The sequence below is a fragment of the Pseudarthrobacter enclensis genome (assembly GCF_001457025.1).
GTDB lineage: Bacteria > Actinomycetota > Actinomycetes > Actinomycetales > Micrococcaceae > Arthrobacter > Arthrobacter enclensis.
In genome coordinates, this window is sequence record NZ_KQ758601.1 from 287,813 (window position 1) to 304,890 (window position 17,078).

General features: G+C 69.5%; 14 protein-coding genes. 1 reads left to right on the plus strand and 13 read right to left on the minus strand.

Features of this window, described 5'->3' with window-relative positions; all coding sequences use genetic code 11:
* The first annotated feature begins 89 nt into the window (after positions 1–89).
* Entirely contained in the window at positions 90–1,097 is a 1,008-nt protein-coding gene (locus AS031_RS09410) for a glycoside hydrolase family protein (protein ID WP_228379602.1), read from the plus strand.
* A 174-nt stretch (positions 1,098–1,271) separates the two neighbouring features.
* Here AS031_RS09410 and AS031_RS09415 read toward each other — a convergent pair whose 3' ends face one another.
* The 13 genes from AS031_RS09415 to AS031_RS09475 all read right to left on the minus strand — a co-directional run bounded on the left by AS031_RS09415 (position 1,272) and on the right by AS031_RS09475 (position 17,019).
* Positions 1,272–2,564: an ammonium transporter gene (locus AS031_RS09415; protein ID WP_058267877.1), complete on the minus strand. Its 1,293-nt coding sequence runs from the start codon at positions 2,562–2,564 to the stop codon at positions 1,272–1,274.
* 247 nt (positions 2,565–2,811) lie between these two features.
* A complete protein-coding gene (locus AS031_RS09420) occupies positions 2,812–3,411 on the minus strand; it encodes a helix-turn-helix domain-containing protein (RefSeq protein ID WP_058267878.1) in 600 nt (199 codons plus the stop codon).
* A gap of 49 nt (positions 3,412–3,460) precedes the next feature.
* Positions 3,461–4,747 (minus strand): allantoate amidohydrolase, encoded by a 1,287-nt coding sequence (locus AS031_RS09425; protein WP_058267879.1) that lies wholly within the window; start codon positions 4,745–4,747, stop codon positions 3,461–3,463.
* Between the two features lie 11 nt (positions 4,748–4,758).
* Positions 4,759–5,934 carry an FAD-dependent oxidoreductase gene (locus tag AS031_RS09430; protein ID WP_058267880.1) on the minus strand — a complete coding sequence of 392 codons (1,176 nt, stop codon included), beginning with the start codon at positions 5,932–5,934 and terminating at the stop codon, positions 4,759–4,761.
* Positions 5,934–7,313: an FMN-binding glutamate synthase family protein gene (locus AS031_RS09435; protein ID WP_058267881.1), complete on the minus strand. Its 1,380-nt coding sequence runs from the start codon at positions 7,311–7,313 to the stop codon at positions 5,934–5,936. Before AS031_RS09435 ends, AS031_RS09430 begins: the two co-directional genes overlap by 1 nt.
* Before the next feature lie 10 nt (positions 7,314–7,323).
* On the minus strand, positions 7,324–8,052 hold the full coding sequence (locus AS031_RS09440; protein ID WP_058267882.1) for a GltB/FmdC/FwdC-like GXGXG domain-containing protein: 729 nt from the start codon (positions 8,050–8,052) through the stop codon (positions 7,324–7,326).
* A complete protein-coding gene (locus tag AS031_RS09445) occupies positions 8,040–8,948 on the minus strand; it encodes a class II glutamine amidotransferase domain-containing protein (RefSeq protein WP_058267883.1) in 909 nt (302 codons plus the stop codon). The genes AS031_RS09440 and AS031_RS09445 overlap by 13 nt, the downstream gene beginning before the upstream one ends.
* A gap of 26 nt (positions 8,949–8,974) precedes the next feature.
* A complete protein-coding gene (gene glnT / locus AS031_RS09450; RefSeq protein ID WP_218918353.1) occupies positions 8,975–10,402 on the minus strand; it encodes a type III glutamate--ammonia ligase in 1,428 nt (475 codons plus the stop codon).
* A gap of 204 nt (positions 10,403–10,606) precedes the next feature.
* Positions 10,607–12,211, minus strand: a complete 1,605-nt coding sequence (locus tag AS031_RS09455) for a GMC oxidoreductase (RefSeq protein ID WP_058267884.1) — start codon at positions 12,209–12,211, stop codon at positions 10,607–10,609.
* A 34-nt stretch (positions 12,212–12,245) separates the two neighbouring features.
* Positions 12,246–13,733, minus strand: a complete 1,488-nt coding sequence (locus AS031_RS09460; RefSeq protein WP_228379603.1) for an MFS transporter — start codon at positions 13,731–13,733, stop codon at positions 12,246–12,248.
* Positions 13,734–13,895: 162 nt separating this feature from the next.
* Entirely contained in the window at positions 13,896–14,867 is a 972-nt protein-coding gene (locus tag AS031_RS09465; RefSeq protein WP_058267886.1) for a fumarylacetoacetate hydrolase family protein, read from the minus strand.
* Positions 14,864–15,886 carry an amidohydrolase family protein gene (locus AS031_RS09470; protein ID WP_058267887.1) on the minus strand — a complete coding sequence of 341 codons (1,023 nt, stop codon included), beginning with the start codon at positions 15,884–15,886 and terminating at the stop codon, positions 14,864–14,866. The genes AS031_RS09465 and AS031_RS09470 overlap by 4 nt, the downstream gene beginning before the upstream one ends.
* Positions 15,883–17,019, minus strand: a complete 1,137-nt coding sequence (locus AS031_RS09475) for an FAD-dependent monooxygenase (protein ID WP_058267888.1) — start codon at positions 17,017–17,019, stop codon at positions 15,883–15,885. The genes AS031_RS09470 and AS031_RS09475 overlap by 4 nt, the downstream gene beginning before the upstream one ends.
* Positions 17,020–17,078: the final 59 nt, after the last annotated feature.

The following is a 17,078-nucleotide window of genomic DNA, read 5'->3' on the forward strand; positions in this document are numbered from 1 at the left end:
CGAAGATGCGCCGCGCAAATGCGTTCACGCGTCGAAAAACGCAGCCTATGCTGGTACCCAACGCAAAACTACAACGTTGGAGAAACCCCTTGTCGCAGCACATTACTGCACCGCCGGCCCTCCCCCACCTGCGCCCGGACGCCTTTGCCGCCCCGTACCGCGACCCGGTGTGGGACGGCCCTACGGATCCCGTCCTGGTGGCGGACCACCTGCGGGACGAGTGGGTCCTCTTCTACACCCAGCGCCGCGCCACCGCTCCGGGGCTGACGGGGGTTGAATGGGTGCACGGCACCGGGATCGGCGTCGCGAGGTCGTCCGACGGCGGTGCAACCTGGCGCTACCAGGGCACCGCGGAGGGACTCGTCCCGCCCGGAACGGAACTGCCGGCAACCCTCTGGGCGCCCGACGTCGTCCGTGTCGGGGAGCGCTGGATCATGTACCTCTCGGTCCTCGGCGGCAGGCGCACGGACTGGACCGGAACGGCAGGAATCGTCCAGTTCGCCAGCGGCGACCTGGAGCACTGGGAGTACCTGGGAGCCGTGGACCTGGACTCGCCGCGCGTCATCGACGCCGCCGTGGCCCGGTGCGGGGACGGCCGGTACAGGCTCTGGTACAAGGACGAAACCCGCGGTTCGAACACCTACAGCGCGGTCAGCGACACCCCGAAGGACCCGTGGTCGTGGGCCCTCGAAGGGGTGGCCATCCCGGGGCGTCCGCACGAGGGTCCCAAGGTGTTCCGGCTGGGCGGCTGGTACTGGATGATCGTGGACGAATGGCGGGGCCAGGGCGTCTACCGCTCCCGCGACGCCACCGGAGGCTGGACCCGGCAGGAGCACCTTGACGGGCTGATCCTCACGGCGCCGGAATCGGTGGACGGCCGGCCCGTCGTCGGACGCCACGCGGACGTGGTGCCGCTTGGCGTGGAGGACACGGGCGACGGCGGCGCGGAGCGGGCGCTGCTGGCCTACTTCACGCACCCGCATTGGAACGGCGAGGACATCGGCACCATGTCGCCGGATCCGCGCACCCGGCTGAGCCATGTCCGGGCGGCTGTGCTGGAAGTCCGCGACGGCATCCTGGTGTGCCGGGAGCATTGAACACAGAAGGGCCAAACCCTGGAACTATAAGCCGGCGATTGCCGGCACCGGTCCGGGGTTTGGCCCTGACTGTTGTGCTGAGTGGGACCACGCGGAGTGGGCCGTGGGTGGTGCGCCGGGCGCCGCCCCCAGCAGGCGGGCGCCCGGCAGCTTTGCTCCGGCAGGAGCGAGGAGTCAGACCCGTTGCGGCGAACCCAGGTCCACCGGGTCCTCGTCCGTCAGGTAGGCCAGTTCGGAGTGGGCCGCGAGGTCGATGCCGCGCAGTTCGTCCTCGGGCTTGATGCGCAGGCCGCCCATGGTCTTGTCCAGGATCTTCGCCAGGATCCAGGTGATGCCGAACGAGTAGGCGAGGACCGTGACCGTGGCCAGTGACTGCACGCCAAGCAGTTCGAATCCGCCGCCGTAGAACAGGCCGCTGGTGGCGTTGGGGGCGGCGTCGGTGGCAAAGAGGCCGATCAGCAGGGTGCCCAGGATGCCGCCCACCAGGTGGACGCCGACGACGTCAAGCGAGTCGTCGAAGCCGAGCCGGAACTTCAGTTCGATGGCCAGGGAGCAGACGGCCCCGGCGATCGCGCCGATGGCCAGGGCGCCGAGCGGGCTGACCGCTCCACAGGCCGGAGTGATGGCGACGAGCGCGGAGATCAGGCCGGACGCCGCACCCATGCTGGTGGCGGCGCCGTGCCGGAGCCGCTCAACGAGTGCCCAGGCGAGCAGGCCGGCGGACGCTGCCACGGCGGTGTTCAGGAAGACCACCGACGCCGAGTGCCCGGCGGACAGGGCCGAGCCGGCATTGAAACCGAACCAGCCCACCCACAGCAGGCCTGCGCCCACCAGGACCAGGGGCCGGCTGTGCGGCTTGGCGTGTTCCACCTTGGGCCAGCCGGAGCTCTTGCCCAGGACCAGCGCCAGGGCCAGGGCGGCGGCGCCGGCGTTCATGTGGACCGCGGTGCCGCCGGCGAAGTCGATGGCCTTGATGCCGTTGGCGATCCAGCCGCCCACCGTGCTGCCGTCCGCCGAGTTGAAGGCGAACACCCAGTGCGCGATGGGGAAGTAGACAACGGTGGCCCAGATGCCGGCGAAGACCATCCAGGCCCCGAACTTCATGCGGCCCGCCGCGGCACCGGCAACGAGTGCCGTGGTGACGCAGGCGAAGAACAACTGGAACGCTGCGAACAGGATGACCGGGATGGACGCCTCCTTGTCCTCGGCCATCAGCTGTCCCATGCCGGGGAACTCGGTGATGTCACCGATCAGCCCCAGGCCGCCCACGGAGTTACCGAAGGCCAGCGAGTACCCGAACAGCGCCCAGAGGACGGCCACCAGGCTGGCGCCGCCAAAGCACATCATCATCATGTTGAGGATGCGGCGCGATCCCACCATGCCCCCGTAGAACAGGGCCAGTGCGGGAATCATCATGCAGACCAGCGCCGAGCTGGCCAATATCCAAGCGACATTTCCCGAATCCATGGGAAACCCCTTTCGTGATGCGACGAAGAACGGAAAGTTGCCGTCATAACCGCTCCGCGGGACGTGGCGCGGGGTCTGTGCCATCTTCAGCGGAGGGCGGCGAATTGCCGTTGTGATCCAACTGTAGGGCGGGCTGTGGGGGCTGGGTTTCGGGCGTGTTAAATGATGGTTTCAGTCATCCACGCGCGAGTTTCAGCAGTAACAGGGCAGGCGGAAGGCGCCTGCCACGGCAGGGTTAGTGAAGCGTTTACTTGGCCGAAATGGCCAGGAACCGGATGGGCAGGTCCAGCAGTTCCAGCGGGCCGTGCGGGCCCTCGCCGTCCAGCAGCAGGGAGTCGCCGGGCTCCATGGCGTACTCGTAGGAGCCGTGGCCGTAGACCATCTTCCCGGAGAGCATGTAGATGAATTCGGTGCCGGGGTGCTGGAACAGGGGGAACACGTCGGAGGCGTCCGTGAGGGTCACCAGGGTGGGTTCCAGGGCGTCGGTCCGGCCTTTGAGGGTTCCCAGCACGCGGTATTCGTGGCCGTGCTGGGTGCCGCTGCGGACCGTGAGGCTGCCTTGGCCGTTTTTGGTGAAGGTGGCGTCCCGGTCCGTGTCCGCCCCGCGGAACAGGGCGGTGACAGGAACCTTCAGCCCGTCCGCCAGCCGCTGCAGGGTGGTGAGCGAACAGGAGGTGGTGGCGGTTTCCACCCGGGAGATCATTGCCTTGGACATGCCCGTCCGGGCTGCCAGCTCGGCCGAGGAGAGGCCCTGCGTGGTGCGGTAGTGCCGCACCTGCGCCGCAATGACCTGCTCGAGCTTGCCGGTGGGCTGGTCCGCTGCGTGCTCTCCGGCCTGTTCGGTCATGGTTGCCATCTTAGGCGGGCCGCGCGGGGTGCCGCGCACGACGCCGGCGCTAGCCACTGCTGCGTGCCTCGCCAAGGAGCCCGGCCAGGGCGTCCGCCAGGGCCACGGCGCCGGCTTCAGCGTCGCCGTCCTCCACCAGTTCGTCGGGTGAGTGCGAGATGCCGGTGGGGTTGCGGACGAAGAGCATGGCGGTGGGCAGGTGCGCCGCCAGCACCCCGGCGTCGTGCCCAGCTCCGGTGGCCAGGACGGGCGCGGACGGCAGCAGCTGCTGCAGCCGGTCCCGCAGGCCGGCGTCGAAATGGACCGTGGGGCTGAGCGACTCGGTGCCCAGGACCGCCGTGCACCCCTCCTCGGCGGCGAGGACCTGGGCATTCAGGCCGATGGCCTCCACCAGGGCGGCGGTGACCGAATCCTCCGGATGCCGGACGTCGATCCACAGGTCCACGCGTGAGGCGATGACGTTGGTGCCGCCGGGGATGGGCTGCAGCCGGCCCACCGTGGCACGGGCATCCTTGTATTTGCGGGCGGTGTCGCGGATGGACACCATGACCTTGGCGGCCGCGACCATGGGGTCCCTGCGGTCCTTCATCAGTGTGGTGCCGGCGTGGTTCCCCTCCCCGGAGATGCTCAGTTTCCAGCGGCCGTGGCCCAGGATGGAAGAGCCAACCGCCACCGGCTGATCCAGGTCGATCAGGCCCCTCCCCTGCTCCACGTGCAGCTCGACGAACTGGCCCAGCTGCAGCAGCGCCTGGTAGTCGGCGCCGATGAAGCGCGGGTCCTGTCCGTTGGCTGCTGCGACGTCGGCGTAGGTGTTGCCGTCCGGGTCGCGGAGGTTACGGGCCTTGTTGGGGTCGAGTTCGCCGGTGAGGAGCCGCGAACCCAGGCAGGCGATGCCGAACCGTGAGCCTTCCTCCTCCGGAAACACCGCGATGGCCAGGGGCCGCCGGGGCCGGACGTTGCGGGCTTTAAGGAGGTCGACGGCGACCAGCGCCGAGGCGACCCCCAGCGGGCCGTCGTACTCACCGCCGCCGGGGACGGAATCCAGGTGGCTGCCGGTGGCCACGGCGTCTTTCCGCACGCCGGTTGCCGTGTCCCACCAGGCCCAGATGATGCCGTTGGCGTCCGTGTGCACGTCCAGTCCGCGCCGGCCCGCCTGCTCGATGAACCAGGCCCGCAGGTCCGTTTCGGCGGTGGAGAACACCGGGCGGGAGTATCCGCCGCGGGTCCTGTCACGCCCGACGTCGGAGATTTCCTTCAGGAGGCCGGCAACGGTGGGTGCGCCGGTGGTTTCTGCGGGTACCGCGGGCGGTGCGGGTGCTGTCTGGGGAAGGCTCACGGGGATCCGTTCTACGTGGTGAGTGCCGGGGAGGATGCGCTGCGGAACCGGTCCGGGACGGCTGCTGCGCCGGTGGCCAGGTCCGCTGCCCACTGGCCGATCAGCGGGGCGAACTTGGCGCCGTGGCCGGAACACGGCGAGACGATGGTGAGGTTGTCCGCCCGGTCGATGAGGAAGTCCTCGGTGGGGGTGTTGGTGAACAGGCAGGTGGTTTCGGCGTACGGTTCGGGGTCCAGGCCGGGCAGGTAGCGGCGGACGTAGTCCACCACGCGGGCGCGGTTGGCCGGGTCCACCAGGCCGGTCTGGTCGGCCGCCGACGGGACGCGGGGGCCGCCGTTGTATTCGGCCACCTTCTGGCCGGCGAATCCGGCGTCCCGGCCACCGGGGAGTCCGTAGGTCTGCATGTCCGCGGCCTTGTGGATGAACGTGGGCCAGTTGGTGGCGGAAAAGCTTGAACCCTCCCGGTACCGGAAGTGGAAGGCCTGCTCCTGGCGTACCGTGAATTCCGGCAGGCCGGCGAGGAAGCCGGACGGCAGCGGCAGGGACTCCAGCAGCCGCGGCAGCCAGCCGCCGGCGCTGATGACGAGGTTGCCGGCGTCGAGCGTTTCCCCCGCGGCGGAGTGGAGGCGGTAGCCGCTGCCGGCCCCGCTGCCCAGGCGCTCAACCCGGTCCAGGCTCCAGCCCGTCAGGACAGTCGCGCCGTGCCGGACCGCGAGCGCCACCATCGCGTTGACGGACGTTTCGGCGTCGATCACGCCGGCGCCGGGGTGCCAGAGGACCTCGGTGTCGAAGGCAATCTGCGGCCAGCGTTGGCGTGCTTCCTCCGCGGTCAGCAGCTCATGCTCAATCCCGGCGCCTGCCAGGACACCCGCCAGCAACGCAGGCTGCCGGGTAGGGCCGTAGTCCACCGCGCCGAACGGGGTGATCAGCTCAGCGCCGGCCTCCAAGGCAAGGCCGTCCCAAAGTTCCTTCGCCTCCAGCACCGCCCGCGTGTAGAACTGGTCCGGGTAGGCGTAGCGGAAGATCCGGGCGGAGCCGTGGGAGCTGCCGTCGTGGGCGGCGGGCACGTCGCGTTCCAGCAGGGTGACCTGGTGGCCGCGTGCTGCGAGCTGCCAGGCGGTGGCGGCGCCGGCCAGGCCGGCGCCCACCACCACATAATCGGACGAGTCCGGAAACGCGCCGGCCATCAGAAGCTTCCCTGCACTCCGGGGATCCAGCTGGTGCCCGCCAGCGGCACCCGGGCCATGGCGGAGGCTTCAATGGTCAGCGCCACCAGGTCCTCGGGTTCCAGGTTGTGCAGGTGCGATTTTCCGCAGGCCCGGGCGATGGTCTGGGCTTCCATGGTGAGGACGCGGAGGTAGTTGGCCAGGCGCTTGCCCGCGGCCACCGGATCCAGCCGCGAAGCAAGCGAAGGGTCCTGGGTGGTGATGCCGGCGGGGTCGCGGCCGTCCTGGAAGTCGTCGTAGAACCCGGCAGCCGAGCCCAGTTCCGCGTACTCGGCGGCGTAACGGGGGTCGTTGTCACCGAGGGCGATCAGCGCGGCGGTACCGATGGCCACGGCGTCCGCGCCCAGGGCCATGGCCTTGGCCACGTCGGCGCCGGTGCGGATGCCACCGGAAACAATCAGCTGGACCTTGCGGTGCACGCCGAGTTCCTGCAGCGCCTGGACGACCTGCGGAATGGCCGCGAGCGTGGGGATGCCGACGTTCTCGATGAACACCTGCTGCGTGGCCGCGGTACCGCCCTGCATGCCGTCCAGCACCACCACGTCCGCGCCGGACTTCACGGCGAGCGCGGTGTCGTAGTAGGGCCGGGAGGCGCCCACCTTGACGTAGATGGGCGTCTTCCAGTCGGTGATTTCGCGGAGTTCGCCGATCTTGATCTCAAGGTCGTCCGGGCCGGTCCAGTCGGGGTGGCGGCTGGCGGAGCGCTGGTCGATGCCCACCGGCAGGGTGCGCATCCCGGCCACGCGTTCGGTGATTTTCTGGCCCAGCAGCATGCCGCCGCCGCCGGGCTTGGCGCCCTGGCCCAGGACGATCTCGATGGCGTCGGCCTTGCGGAGGTCGTCCGGGTTCATGCCGTAGCGGGACGGCAGGTACTGGTACACCAGGTGCTTGGACTGGCCGCGTTCCTCAGGCGTCATGCCGCCGTCGCCCGTGGTGGTGGAGGTGCCCACCTCGGACGCGCCGCGGCCCAGCGCCTCCTTGGCGTTGGCGGACAGCGCGCCGAAGCTCATGCCGGCGATGGTCACCGGGGTGGCCAGGTGCAGCGGGCGGCTGGCGTGACGGTCGCCGAGGACGACGTCGGTATCGCACTTTTCGCGGTAGCCCTCCAGCGGGTAGCGGGACATGGAGGCGCCGAGGAAGAGCAGGTCGTCGAAGTGCGGGACCTTGCGTTTGGCGCCCCAGCCGCGGATGTCGTAGACGCCGGTGGCGGCGGCGCGCTGGATGTCGGCGATGGTGGCGCGGTCGAAGGTGGCGGACTCGCGGAGCCCCAGCGCCGCGATATCAGAAGCAGCGATGCCTGCGGGTGCTTGGGCGGGGGCGGGAACGGAGGTGATGGTCATGAGGGGCCTCCTAGTAGGCGGTCGAGTTGTCGACGTGGAAGTGGTAGAGGTTCCGGGCGGAGCCGTAGCGCCTGAAGTCGGCCGGATTGTCGGTGCGGCCCGCGGCTTCGAGGAGTTCCGCGAGCTCGGCCAGGTGCTCCTCGCGCAGCGGCTTTTCGATGCAGTCCGCGCCCAGGGAGGCCACGGTGCCCTTGACGTAGATCCGGGCCTCGTAGATGGAGTCGCCCAGGGCGTCCCCGGCGTCGCCGCAGACCACCAGCCGGCCGGCCTGCGCCATGAACGCGGACATGTGGCCGATGTTCCCGCCCACCACGATGTCCACGCCCTTCATGGAGATCCCGCAGCGGGCCCCGGCGTTGCCGTCGATGACCACCAGGCCGCCATGGCCCGTGGCGGCGGCGGACTGGGAGGCGTCGCCCTTCACGTGGACGGTGCCGGACATGATGTTCTCTGCCAGTCCGACGCCGGCATTGCCGTCGACGGTCACGGTTCCCTTTTGGTGCATCCCGGCCGCGTAGTAGCCGGCGTGGCCGTCGATGGTCACGGTGACGTCTGCGGTGATGCCGACGGCGAGGCTGTGCTTGCCGCCGGGGTTGGCCACGGTCCAGGACTGGCCGTCGACGGCGTGGTGCAGGTCCTGGTTGAGGCCGCGGACCGGGGCATCGGCGAGGTCCACCTTGGTGGGCGCCTCGGCAGTAGCGGCAGTTTCCAGGCTTTCGGGGGCTGTCAGAGTGACCATGTGTAGACCTTTCCGGGTTCCGGTTCAAAGATGCGGGCGTTCTCGATGCCGGGCAGTGCTGCCAGGGCGCGGTACTCGGAGGCCATGGCCACGTAGTCGTCCGTTTCGGCGATGATGGCGGGCTTGCAGGCGATAGGGTCGCGGACCACGGCCATGCTGTCCGAGGTGGTGACCACCAGGGTGTAGAAGCCGTCCAGGACCTTGCCCAGGTTGATGAGGGCTTCCTCGAGGGTGTCGCCCTGCTGCAGGCGGGAGGCGACGTAGCGGGCGCCCACCTCGGTGTCGTTCTCGGAGTCGAACACCACGCCCTGGCGCTTGAGCTCACGGCGGACTGTGGCGTGGTTGGAGAAGGAGCCGTTGTGCACCAGGCAGAGGTCGTCGGCCACGGAGAACGGGTGCGATCCGCCCGCGGTAACGGCCGATTCGGTGGCCATCCGGGTGTGGGACAGCCCTTGGCTGCCGGCCATGGCCTCCAGCCCGTGCTCGGCGGCGATCTCCATGGGGTGGCCCACGCTCTTCATCACGGCCACGTGCTCACCGCGGCCGATGATGGTGGACCCGGGCACGGTTTCGGTGACGGCCTTGGCCAGCAGGTCGGTCCCGACGGCGGCGCTCACCAGGGTGGTGTCGCCCACCACCTTGACGGCTGCTTCAGCGTCGGACGGGAGGAGCGCTGCGACGCCCGCGGTGAGGGCCGCCGTCGTGATCCCCTGGTCCCTGCCGAGCAGGCTCAGGGTGGACGTGCCCGGGGAGACCAGGCCGGGGGTGTTGTAGACGGCGAGGCCGGCGGAGTCAGGGCCGCGGTCCACGATCTGGCAGAGCATGGAGGACAGCAAACTGCCCATCCGGGGGTGCAGCGAGGGATTGCGCAGCTGCAGCGCGGCGATTCCGCACATGGTGGGATTCCTTTACGGGGTAGGGATTAGATCGACGTGAGGTAGGTCCGGATTTCCCAGTCGCTGACCTGGTTGTGCCAGCTGAGGAACTCCTCTTCCTTGGCGTCCGCGTAGTACGTTCCGATGTCCGGGTCACCGCTGAGGCTGGCCAGGATCACCGGGTCCTTGCGGAGCGCTTCGACGGCGTGCAGCAGCGTGGCCGGCAGGACGTGGGCGTCTGGTTTGGACTCCCCCGGCCCTGAAGGCGTGCCGGGGTCGGTGGACCGCTCTATCCCGTCCAGGCCGGCCGCCACGGCGGCGGCGATGGCCAGGTAGGGGTTGGCGGAGCCGTCGCCGGAGCGCAGTTCGAGCCTCTTGTTGTCCGGGACGCGGATCATGTGGGTGCGGTCGTTGCCGCCGTAGGACGCCTTCCGCGGGGACCATGTGGCACCCGAGGAGCTGGTGGTGGCGCCGGTCCGCTTGTAGGAATTGACCGTCGGGGCCAGGAAGGCCTGCAGCGCGGGCGCGTGGTCCAGAATGCCGCCGATGAAGGAATACGCGAGGCCGGAGAGCCCCAGGCCGCGGCCGTCGCCGTCCGCCGGGAACAGCGGCGCCCCTTCCGACCACAGCGAAAGGTGGAAGTGCAGGCCGGTGCCGGTGCGGTCCGTGAACGGCTTGGGCATGAATGTGGCGGTCATGCCGCGCTGCTCGGCGAGGATGTTCAGGATGTAGCGGAGCGAGACCACCCGGTCTGCGGTGGTGAGGGCGTCCGCGTAGTTGAAGTTCTGTTCGAACTGGCCGGCGGCATCCTCGTGGTCGTTGGCGTAATTGCCCCAGCCCAGCGAATTCATGGCCTCGCTGATGGAGGTCAGGTGCTCGTACATGCGGGTGACGCCGCGGGCGTCGTAGCAGGGGCGGGGCGAGTCGTCGCGGGTGTCGGCGGTGCTCAGCGTCCCGTCGTCGTTCCTGTTCACCAGGAAGTACTCCACCTCGGCGCCCACCTTGGCCTGCATGCCCTTCTCCTCCAGCCGCGCCAGGGCGTTCTTGAGGATGACGCGCGGGGCGTAGGGCCACGGCTCACCGTTGACGTGCGGATCGCAGTGGATGATGGCCAGGCCCTCCTTGATGAAGGGGACCGGGGTGAAGGAGGTGAGGTCCGGGACGGCGATGAGGTCGGCGTCCTGGGGCTTCTGGCCGATCAGGCCTGCGGCGTAGCCGGCGAAGCCCATGGCACCGGCCTCGAGTTCGTCGGCGGCCTCCACCGGGACCAGCTTGGCGCAGGGCTTGCCGGTCATGTCCACGAAGGTGGCCAGGAGGAAGCGGACGTCGTGGGCGCGGGCGATGTCGGCGAGGGAAATGGCGGGGGCGCCGGCAGTCACGGAGGCGGCGGGCGCAGTGTTGGCGGGAGCGGGCGCCTGCAGACTGTCCTGGACGCCGGCCGCGGGGGTTACAGCAGGGGTTGCGACACTGGTCATCGAAACATTCCTGTCCGGGTTGGTGTTAGCTACTGGTAAACCTTGTTGAACCACAGTAGCCAAGCGGACGTTTCGCGCGTCGGGCCGGCAGGTTAAATGCATGTTTCTCCGGGCGCCCCGGTCCTGAACCCCGCCGGAGGGCGCAGCAAAGCGGCGGCTGCCCCGGGAAGGGACGGCCGCCGCTGCAGCAACCGGTTGGGAGTACTAGGCCGTGGCCTCCGCGGTGGCCCTCGCCGGAGCGGAGGTCACCTCCTCCACCAGCTTCCGCGCTCCGCGGACGGCAATGGCAACGCTCATCAGCGTGGGGTTCATGGCCGTGGCGGTCGGGATCAGGGCGTTGCCGCCGACGAACAGGTTGCTGAAGCCCCACACCCGGGACCACGGATCGGCAACACACGTGCCATCGTCGGCCTCCCCCATGCGCATGGTGCCCTGGTAGTGCAGGCTGGAACCGTTGGGCATGAGGCGCGGCTCGGCCACGAAGGTCCCCAGGGCGTTGCCGGCCCGGCGGAGGCGGGCGGTAGCGTCGTCGATCTCCGCGTTTTCGCGCTCGGTGAGGGCATAGCGGATGGTCATGTTGGGGAAGCCGCGATAGTCCGGCTCGTCGTCGTTGAAAGTGACGGCATCCTCGAAGCGGGGGTGCTTGCGCATGCCGTAGCCCATGTTGACGTAACCCCACCGGTTGTTGGCGTGCGGTGCCGCAGGATCCATGGGGAACGGTGTGGTCTCGGAGTACATGACCTGGACAGAGAACGGGTGCTCCGGTTCGGAGAACGGGATCCGGTTCACGGCGGCCACGGGATCAGCGGGGTTCTGGGCCCGGCGCGCAAGCTCGGCGTCGAGGTCCTCCTCGGTGGCGAAGCGCTGCATGCGGCCGGCGTCAAGGGCCACGGTTGAGATCACCACGGGGTGCTCCGTCAAGTAATGCCCCAGCGCCCGTGGCCGGATGCCGGAAGCCCACAGCAGCTGCGGCGAGCGGAAAGCGTCGGCTGCCACTACCACCACGTCCGCCGCGACGAACGACGTCGAACCCGTGCGGAGGTCCTCCACCTCGACGCCGGTGACGCGGTCCCCGTCCCGCTCCACGCGGCGGACCAAGGTGAGGTCACGGAGTTCGAACCGGGCGGAGAGGGGGCTCGCGGGGTCGATGAGCGGACCGAGCACAACGTCCGCCCCCGCCCAGCGGATGGACCCGTCCGGCTGGACATCGCCGGCAACGGGCAGGGTGCTGACGCCATAGCCCTCAGGCAGTTCAGCGCCGAATTCCTCCTCCAGCAGGGAACGGACGGCCGCCCCCACAGCGGAGTCGGCGAACGCGGCGCTCTGCACATGCAGCAGGTCTTTGGCGTTGGCGATCAGGCCATCCCATTCGGCATCCCCGATGAACGGAATCCTCTCGCTGAAGGCGGGCGACGGCGTCGCGCAGGTCCAGTGGGCACCCTGGCCGCCGACATTGGTTGCGGCAGCAGCGGCCGGGAAGGTGTCGGCATGGGCGGATCCGGTGCCGCCGAAGTCCAGCAGATGGGTCCCCTGGCGCGCGGTGAACATTCCCTCGGTCACGGTTCCCGCCGGAATGCCGAGCGACTCCCGGTATTCCCCGGCCTGCGGCCCCTGGGACATTTCGCGGGCCCGGGCCTTTGCGGCCGGATCCGCGATGTTCCGGACACTTTCACCGGGGCGGTCGGTCAGCTGCGGCCCGGCCTCGAACATGATGACCCGCGCCTGGGGCAACTGCTCCAGGAGGATTCGCGCATAGGTTGAGCCGATGGGGCCACTGCCGACGATGGCGATGGTGGGGTTGGTGGTCATGGTGTCTCCTTCAGGTCAGGCAAAAGCGGAGGTCTCAGGCCGGCAGCGATTCGGATGCCGGGACTGGCGGGTGGGCGGGAACGGGATCGTCGGACAACCTGCCGTGGGGCAGCAGCACAGCCGCAATGATGCCCAGGGCGTAGGTGGTAGCCAAGGCAACGAAGACGGGCGTGAAGGCGTTGGCGTAGATGCCCGCAATGTCCGACTGAATGGCTGGGGCGGCGTTGTGGACTGCCTGCGGGGTCAGCGTGGCGCCGTCCAGTCCGTCCGGGAGCCGGGCGGCCACCGTGGACCCGATCGCGCCGCCGATGATGGCCGTGGCCACCGTGGAACCCACTTGGCGGACCAGGTTGATGGTGGCCGTGATGCTGCCAGTTTCCCGCGCCGGGGCCGCACCCTGGACCACCGCGACGATCAGGCTCATGAACGCCCCCGTGCCGATGCCCACGGTTCCCATGACGGCCATGGGAACCCAGAGGGGCAGCCCCGCGGGGAGCACGGCCATCCCGCAGAGTCCGGCAGCTCCCAGCATGGTGCCGAGGATGGGGAAGATCCGGTAGCGTCCCGTCCGGCTGGCCAGCCAGCCGGTCAGCAGGTTGCTGATCAGCATCCCGAAGACGGTGGCGATGGGCACCAGCCCGGACACGGTGGCGCTGGTCTGGTAGGCCATCTGGACATAGGTGGGCAGGTAGGCGGTGATGGAAAACAGTCCGACGCCGATGATTGCCGAGAGCGCGGTGCCGGCGGCGATGGTGCGGTTGGCAAAGTAGCGGAACGGGATGATGGGTTCCGGAGCCCTGCACTCAATGGCGTAGAAGGCGGCGAATCCCGCGGCGCTGGCCGCCAGGGCGGCGGCGGTGGCGCCTCCCCCGGTGCCGTCGGCCGCCCAGGTCACGCCGAGCACCAGCGCCACGAGGGCGGCGGTGAAGACAGCGGCACCCGGGACATCCAGCCGGCCGGCGGCTCCGCCCGGTTCAACCCGGGGGACGGCCACGAGGGCGAGTCCCAGCGCGGCGGCGCCCACCGGCAGGTTGATCCAGAAGACCCAGGACCAGCCCCAGTAGTCGGTGATGGCACCGCCCAGCACCGGCCCGGCGAGGATGGCGATGGGAAACGCCGCACCGATGATGGCCATGTAGCGCGGCCGTTCACGCTGGGTGGTGACCCGGGCAATGATGGTCTGGGACATCAGCTGGAGCCCCGCGGAACTCATGCCCTGCACCACGCGGGCGGCGATGAGCCACGCCATGCTGGAGGCGAATCCGCAGGCCAGGGAGGCCACGAGGAAAACGGCGAGGGAAACGAGGAACACCTTCCGCGGTCCCAGGACATCCCCCAGCCTGCCGAGGACCGGCAGCAGGACGGTGCTGGCGAGGGTGTACCCCACCACCACCCAGCTCATCAGCTGCAGGGCCCCAAGGTCGCCGGCGATGGTGGCCAGCGAGGTGGAAACAACAGTGTGGTCGAGCGCTCCCAGGAAGGACACCGTGAGGAGCGAGGCAACAAGGAGGCGGAGCCTCATAGGCGATAGCGGCATGATGGTTCTGCCCGAACGATCGGGCCGTCGACGCGACTCGTTGTGCCTCCGCAGCATCGTCACCGCGGAGAACGGGCCCTTCGAGGACCCCAACGCCACTCCCAGTCTACCGGACTTTAGTCTGATTGCAACAAAAGATTGTTGTTATCAGACGGCCGCGCGGCTGCGCTCCCGGCTGCGGCTCCTGGCACGGGGCAGGGCGGGAGGCACGACGGCGGGACCCACCGTACCGGCCAGCTCACCGATGCCTTCCACCACCATGCGCACCTCATCCCCTTCCTGAAGGGGTGGGGGATTCAATTCCCCCGATCGGCCCCAGAGCTCCCCCAGGCAGCCGCCGTTGCCCACGGTGCCGGAGCCGAAGACGTCCCCGGCCACCACCTTGGAGTTGCGGGAGGCGTAGGCCACCAGTTCGGGAAAGGGCCAGCCCATGTTGGACACCAGGTCCTCGCCGACGCGTTCGCCGTTGACGTGGACCTCGGCGCGGACGGCCAGGAAGCCGTCGGCGTCCAGGAATGGCTCGAGCTCATCGGCCGTGACGATCCACGGGCCCAGGCTGGTGCCGAAGTCCTTGCCCTTGGCCGGACCCAGCCGGACTTTCATCTCCCGGGACTGGATGTCACGGGCGGACCAGTCGTTCATGATGGTGTAGCCGAAGATGGCGGCACCGGCGTCCGCGGCGTCCAGGTTGGAGCCGCCGGGGCCGCCCAGCACGGCCGCCACCTCCAGCTCGAAGTCCAGCCGCTCGGTCACCGGCGGGGCCACGGCTTCATCAGGCCCCAGGACGGTGTGCGGGTTGGTGAAGTAGAAGGTGGGTGCCTGGTACCACTCGGGCACCACTTCGCTCTTGCCGTCCACGGATGCGCTGACGCCTTCCACGTGTTCCTCGAACGCCACGAAGTCGCGGATCGAGGCCGGAACCAGCGGCGCCAGGAGGCGGACGGCGTCAAGCGGCCGGCCGGCGTCGTCCTTCACCTGTCCGAACAGGCCCCGGGCGCGCTTCAGGCCCTGGGCCAGGACCTTCGCCACCGTCAGGTTGTCCGGGAACGGCACCGCGCGGCCGCCCACCACGAAGCCTTCCCCGATGTCCGGCCCGTCCTCCCAACGTGCCAGCCTCATGCGCCCACCTGCTGGGCTGGGCGCACCTGGCCGGCCAGGAGGGCTTCGGCGTTGCCGGAGAGGATCTGCTCCGTGGCGGCGGCGGGCAGGCCTGCGTTGCGCACCTCTGCCACCGGGTCCTGCGGGCCCATGTCGAACGGGAAGTCGCTGCCCATCAGGACGCGGGATGCCCCGGCGGCTTCCACGAGGTGCGCGAGGGCGCGGGGATCGTGGACCACGGTGTCGAACCAGATGCGCTGCAGGTAGCTGGAGGGTTCGTGGGCGCAGCCATGCGCTTCGGGGCGGACCCGCCAGGCGTGGTTGGAGCGGCCGATGGCGGTGGGCAGGTAGCCGCCGCCGTGTGCGGCCACGATTTTCAGGCCGGGGTGGCGGTCCAGGACGCCGGAGAAGATCAGGTGGGACAGGGCCACCGCGTTTTCGGTGGGCTGGCCCACGGTGTTGGAGAGGTAGTAGCGGTCCAGGCGTTCGTCGAGGCTGCAGCCGAACGGGTGCAGGAACACGATGGCACCCAGCTCCCCGGCGCGGCTCCAGAACGGCTCGAGGCGCGGGTCGGACAGTTCGACGTCTCCGGCGAAGGAGGAGATTTCGACGCCCGCCATGCCGCGCTTCAGCATGGCGTCGTCCAGGCACTCCACCAATCGGCCCGGGTGCTGCAACGGCACGAGGCCGAGGCCGGTGAGCCGGTCCGGGGCGTTGGCCACGTGCTCGGCGACCATCCGGTTGGCCTCGGTGGCGATCCACACCGCCAGGTCCTCGCCGGCCCAGGGGTAGAAGTGGCTGGGTGAAGCACTGACCCACTGCCGGTCGACGCCCTGCCGGTCCATGGCCGCGAGCCGGGCTCCGGCGTCGGTCAGGAGCGGGAAGCGCTCGCCGATCATCCGGCCGGAGGCGGCAAGGCTTTCGGGGCCGTTGCGGCGGGCATCCAGGGCGGCGGCTTCCCGGAAGGCTTCCGGGGCGCGCCGTTCAACTTCTGCCTGAAGGGCGGGAAGGAGGACGTGGGCGTGGACGTCGGTGGTCATGCCGGCACCGCCATCCGGTTGGCGATCCCGAAGATCAGGCCCGGCGCGTCGGCGTCGCGGTTGCCTTCGATCTGCCACTGGCCAAGCTGGACGGAGGCTTCCACCACCGCCTGGGCGCGGGGCACGCGCCGTTCGTGGAAGGTGTCCCAGAGGCGGTCGTCCACGGCGTCGGCGGCCACCAGGAGTTCGGCAAGCACCACGGCGTCTTCCAGCGCCTGGGCTGCCCCCTGGGCGATGGTGGGCGGGCAGCTGTGCGCGGCGTCGCCGATGATGACGGCCCGGCCGCGGTTCCACCGGCCGGGCACCAGGTGCTTGGTGAACCAGGTGTAGTTGACCTTGGCGTCGGCGGTCAGGTCTTCGCGGATGGCGTTCCAGGGGCCGCCGTAGGCCATTGACTCGCCGCGCATGATGTTGGCGGCTTCCTCTCCGGTGACGCCGAACCGGTCCTGGGCCTTTTCGACGAGGAAGGCGTACATGGTGTCCTCGCCGGTGGGCGTGTAACCGGCAATGTAGACGGGACCGCCGTAGTAGAGCTCACTGTGCTCAACGTCCTGCGGCCGGGACACGAACGCCCGCCAAATGCCCATACCGGTGGTTTCGGGCCTGGTGTCAATGCCCATCAGGTCACGGACGGTGGAGTTGATCCCGTCCGCCCCGATGAGGAGGTCGTAGGTTCCGGCCGGGGCTCCGTTAACGGCGACGTCCACGGCATCCCCGTCCCGCAGCTCCAGGCCCGTGACCTTGGAGCCGAAGTGCACGGCGGCGCCTGACTTCTCTGCATGCTGCAGCAGGATCTTCGCCAGGTCCGGCCGGTACATGCCCATGCAGGCGGGGTAGTCGGGGCCGCCGGTCTTGACCTCGGGCAGCTCCGCGATGACCGGGGCGTCCGGCCCGGGCGCCCGGAGCGTGAGGCCTTCGAAGGAAAGCCCCTTCGCCTGGACGTCCTGCCACACGCCGAGGGCGTCGAAGACCCGCAGGGCGTTGCCCTGGAGGGTGATGCCGGAGCCAAGGGCGCTGAGTTCCGGTTTGGCTTCGAAGACGTCGACGGCGACGCCGGCCTTGGCGAGCTGGATGGCGGCCGCCATGGCAGCGACACCGCTGCCGGCGATGGCGACCTTCTTAACTGCTGTCATGGTGAACCCCTTCGTTCTGGGTGGGTTGGGTGCGGCGGACCGGTTTGGCAGTCCGGCCG

Excerpts from the sequence above, each read along its gene's own strand:
- AS031_RS09475 (WP_058267888.1), bottom strand. The coding sequence starts at position 17,019 with ATGACAGCAGTTAAGAAGGTCGCCATCGCCGGCAGCGGTGTCGCTGCC.
- AS031_RS09440 (WP_058267882.1), bottom strand. The coding sequence starts at position 8,052 with ATGGTCACTCTGACAGCCCCCGAAAGCCTGGAAACTGCCGCTACTGCC.
- AS031_RS09460 (WP_228379603.1), bottom strand. The coding sequence starts at position 13,733 with ATGAGGCTCCGCCTCCTTGTTGCCTCGCTCCTCACGGTGTCCTTCCTG.
- AS031_RS09465 (WP_058267886.1), bottom strand. The coding sequence starts at position 14,867 with ATGAGGCTGGCACGTTGGGAGGACGGGCCGGACATCGGGGAAGGCTTC.
- AS031_RS09455 (WP_058267884.1), bottom strand. The coding sequence starts at position 12,211 with ATGACCACCAACCCCACCATCGCCATCGTCGGCAGTGGCCCCATCGGC.
- AS031_RS09415 (WP_058267877.1), bottom strand. The coding sequence starts at position 2,564 with ATGGATTCGGGAAATGTCGCTTGGATATTGGCCAGCTCGGCGCTGGTC.
- AS031_RS09470 (WP_058267887.1), bottom strand. The coding sequence starts at position 15,886 with ATGACCACCGACGTCCACGCCCACGTCCTCCTTCCCGCCCTTCAGGCA.
- AS031_RS09420 (WP_058267878.1), bottom strand. The coding sequence starts at position 3,411 with ATGACCGAACAGGCCGGAGAGCACGCAGCGGACCAGCCCACCGGCAAG.
- glnT (WP_218918353.1), bottom strand. The coding sequence starts at position 10,402 with ATGACCAGTGTCGCAACCCCTGCTGTAACCCCCGCGGCCGGCGTCCAG.
- AS031_RS09430 (WP_058267880.1), bottom strand. The coding sequence starts at position 5,934 with ATGGCCGGCGCGTTTCCGGACTCGTCCGATTATGTGGTGGTGGGCGCC.
- AS031_RS09435 (WP_058267881.1), bottom strand. The coding sequence starts at position 7,313 with ATGACCATCACCTCCGTTCCCGCCCCCGCCCAAGCACCCGCAGGCATC.
- AS031_RS09445 (WP_058267883.1), bottom strand. The coding sequence starts at position 8,948 with ATGTGCGGAATCGCCGCGCTGCAGCTGCGCAATCCCTCGCTGCACCCC.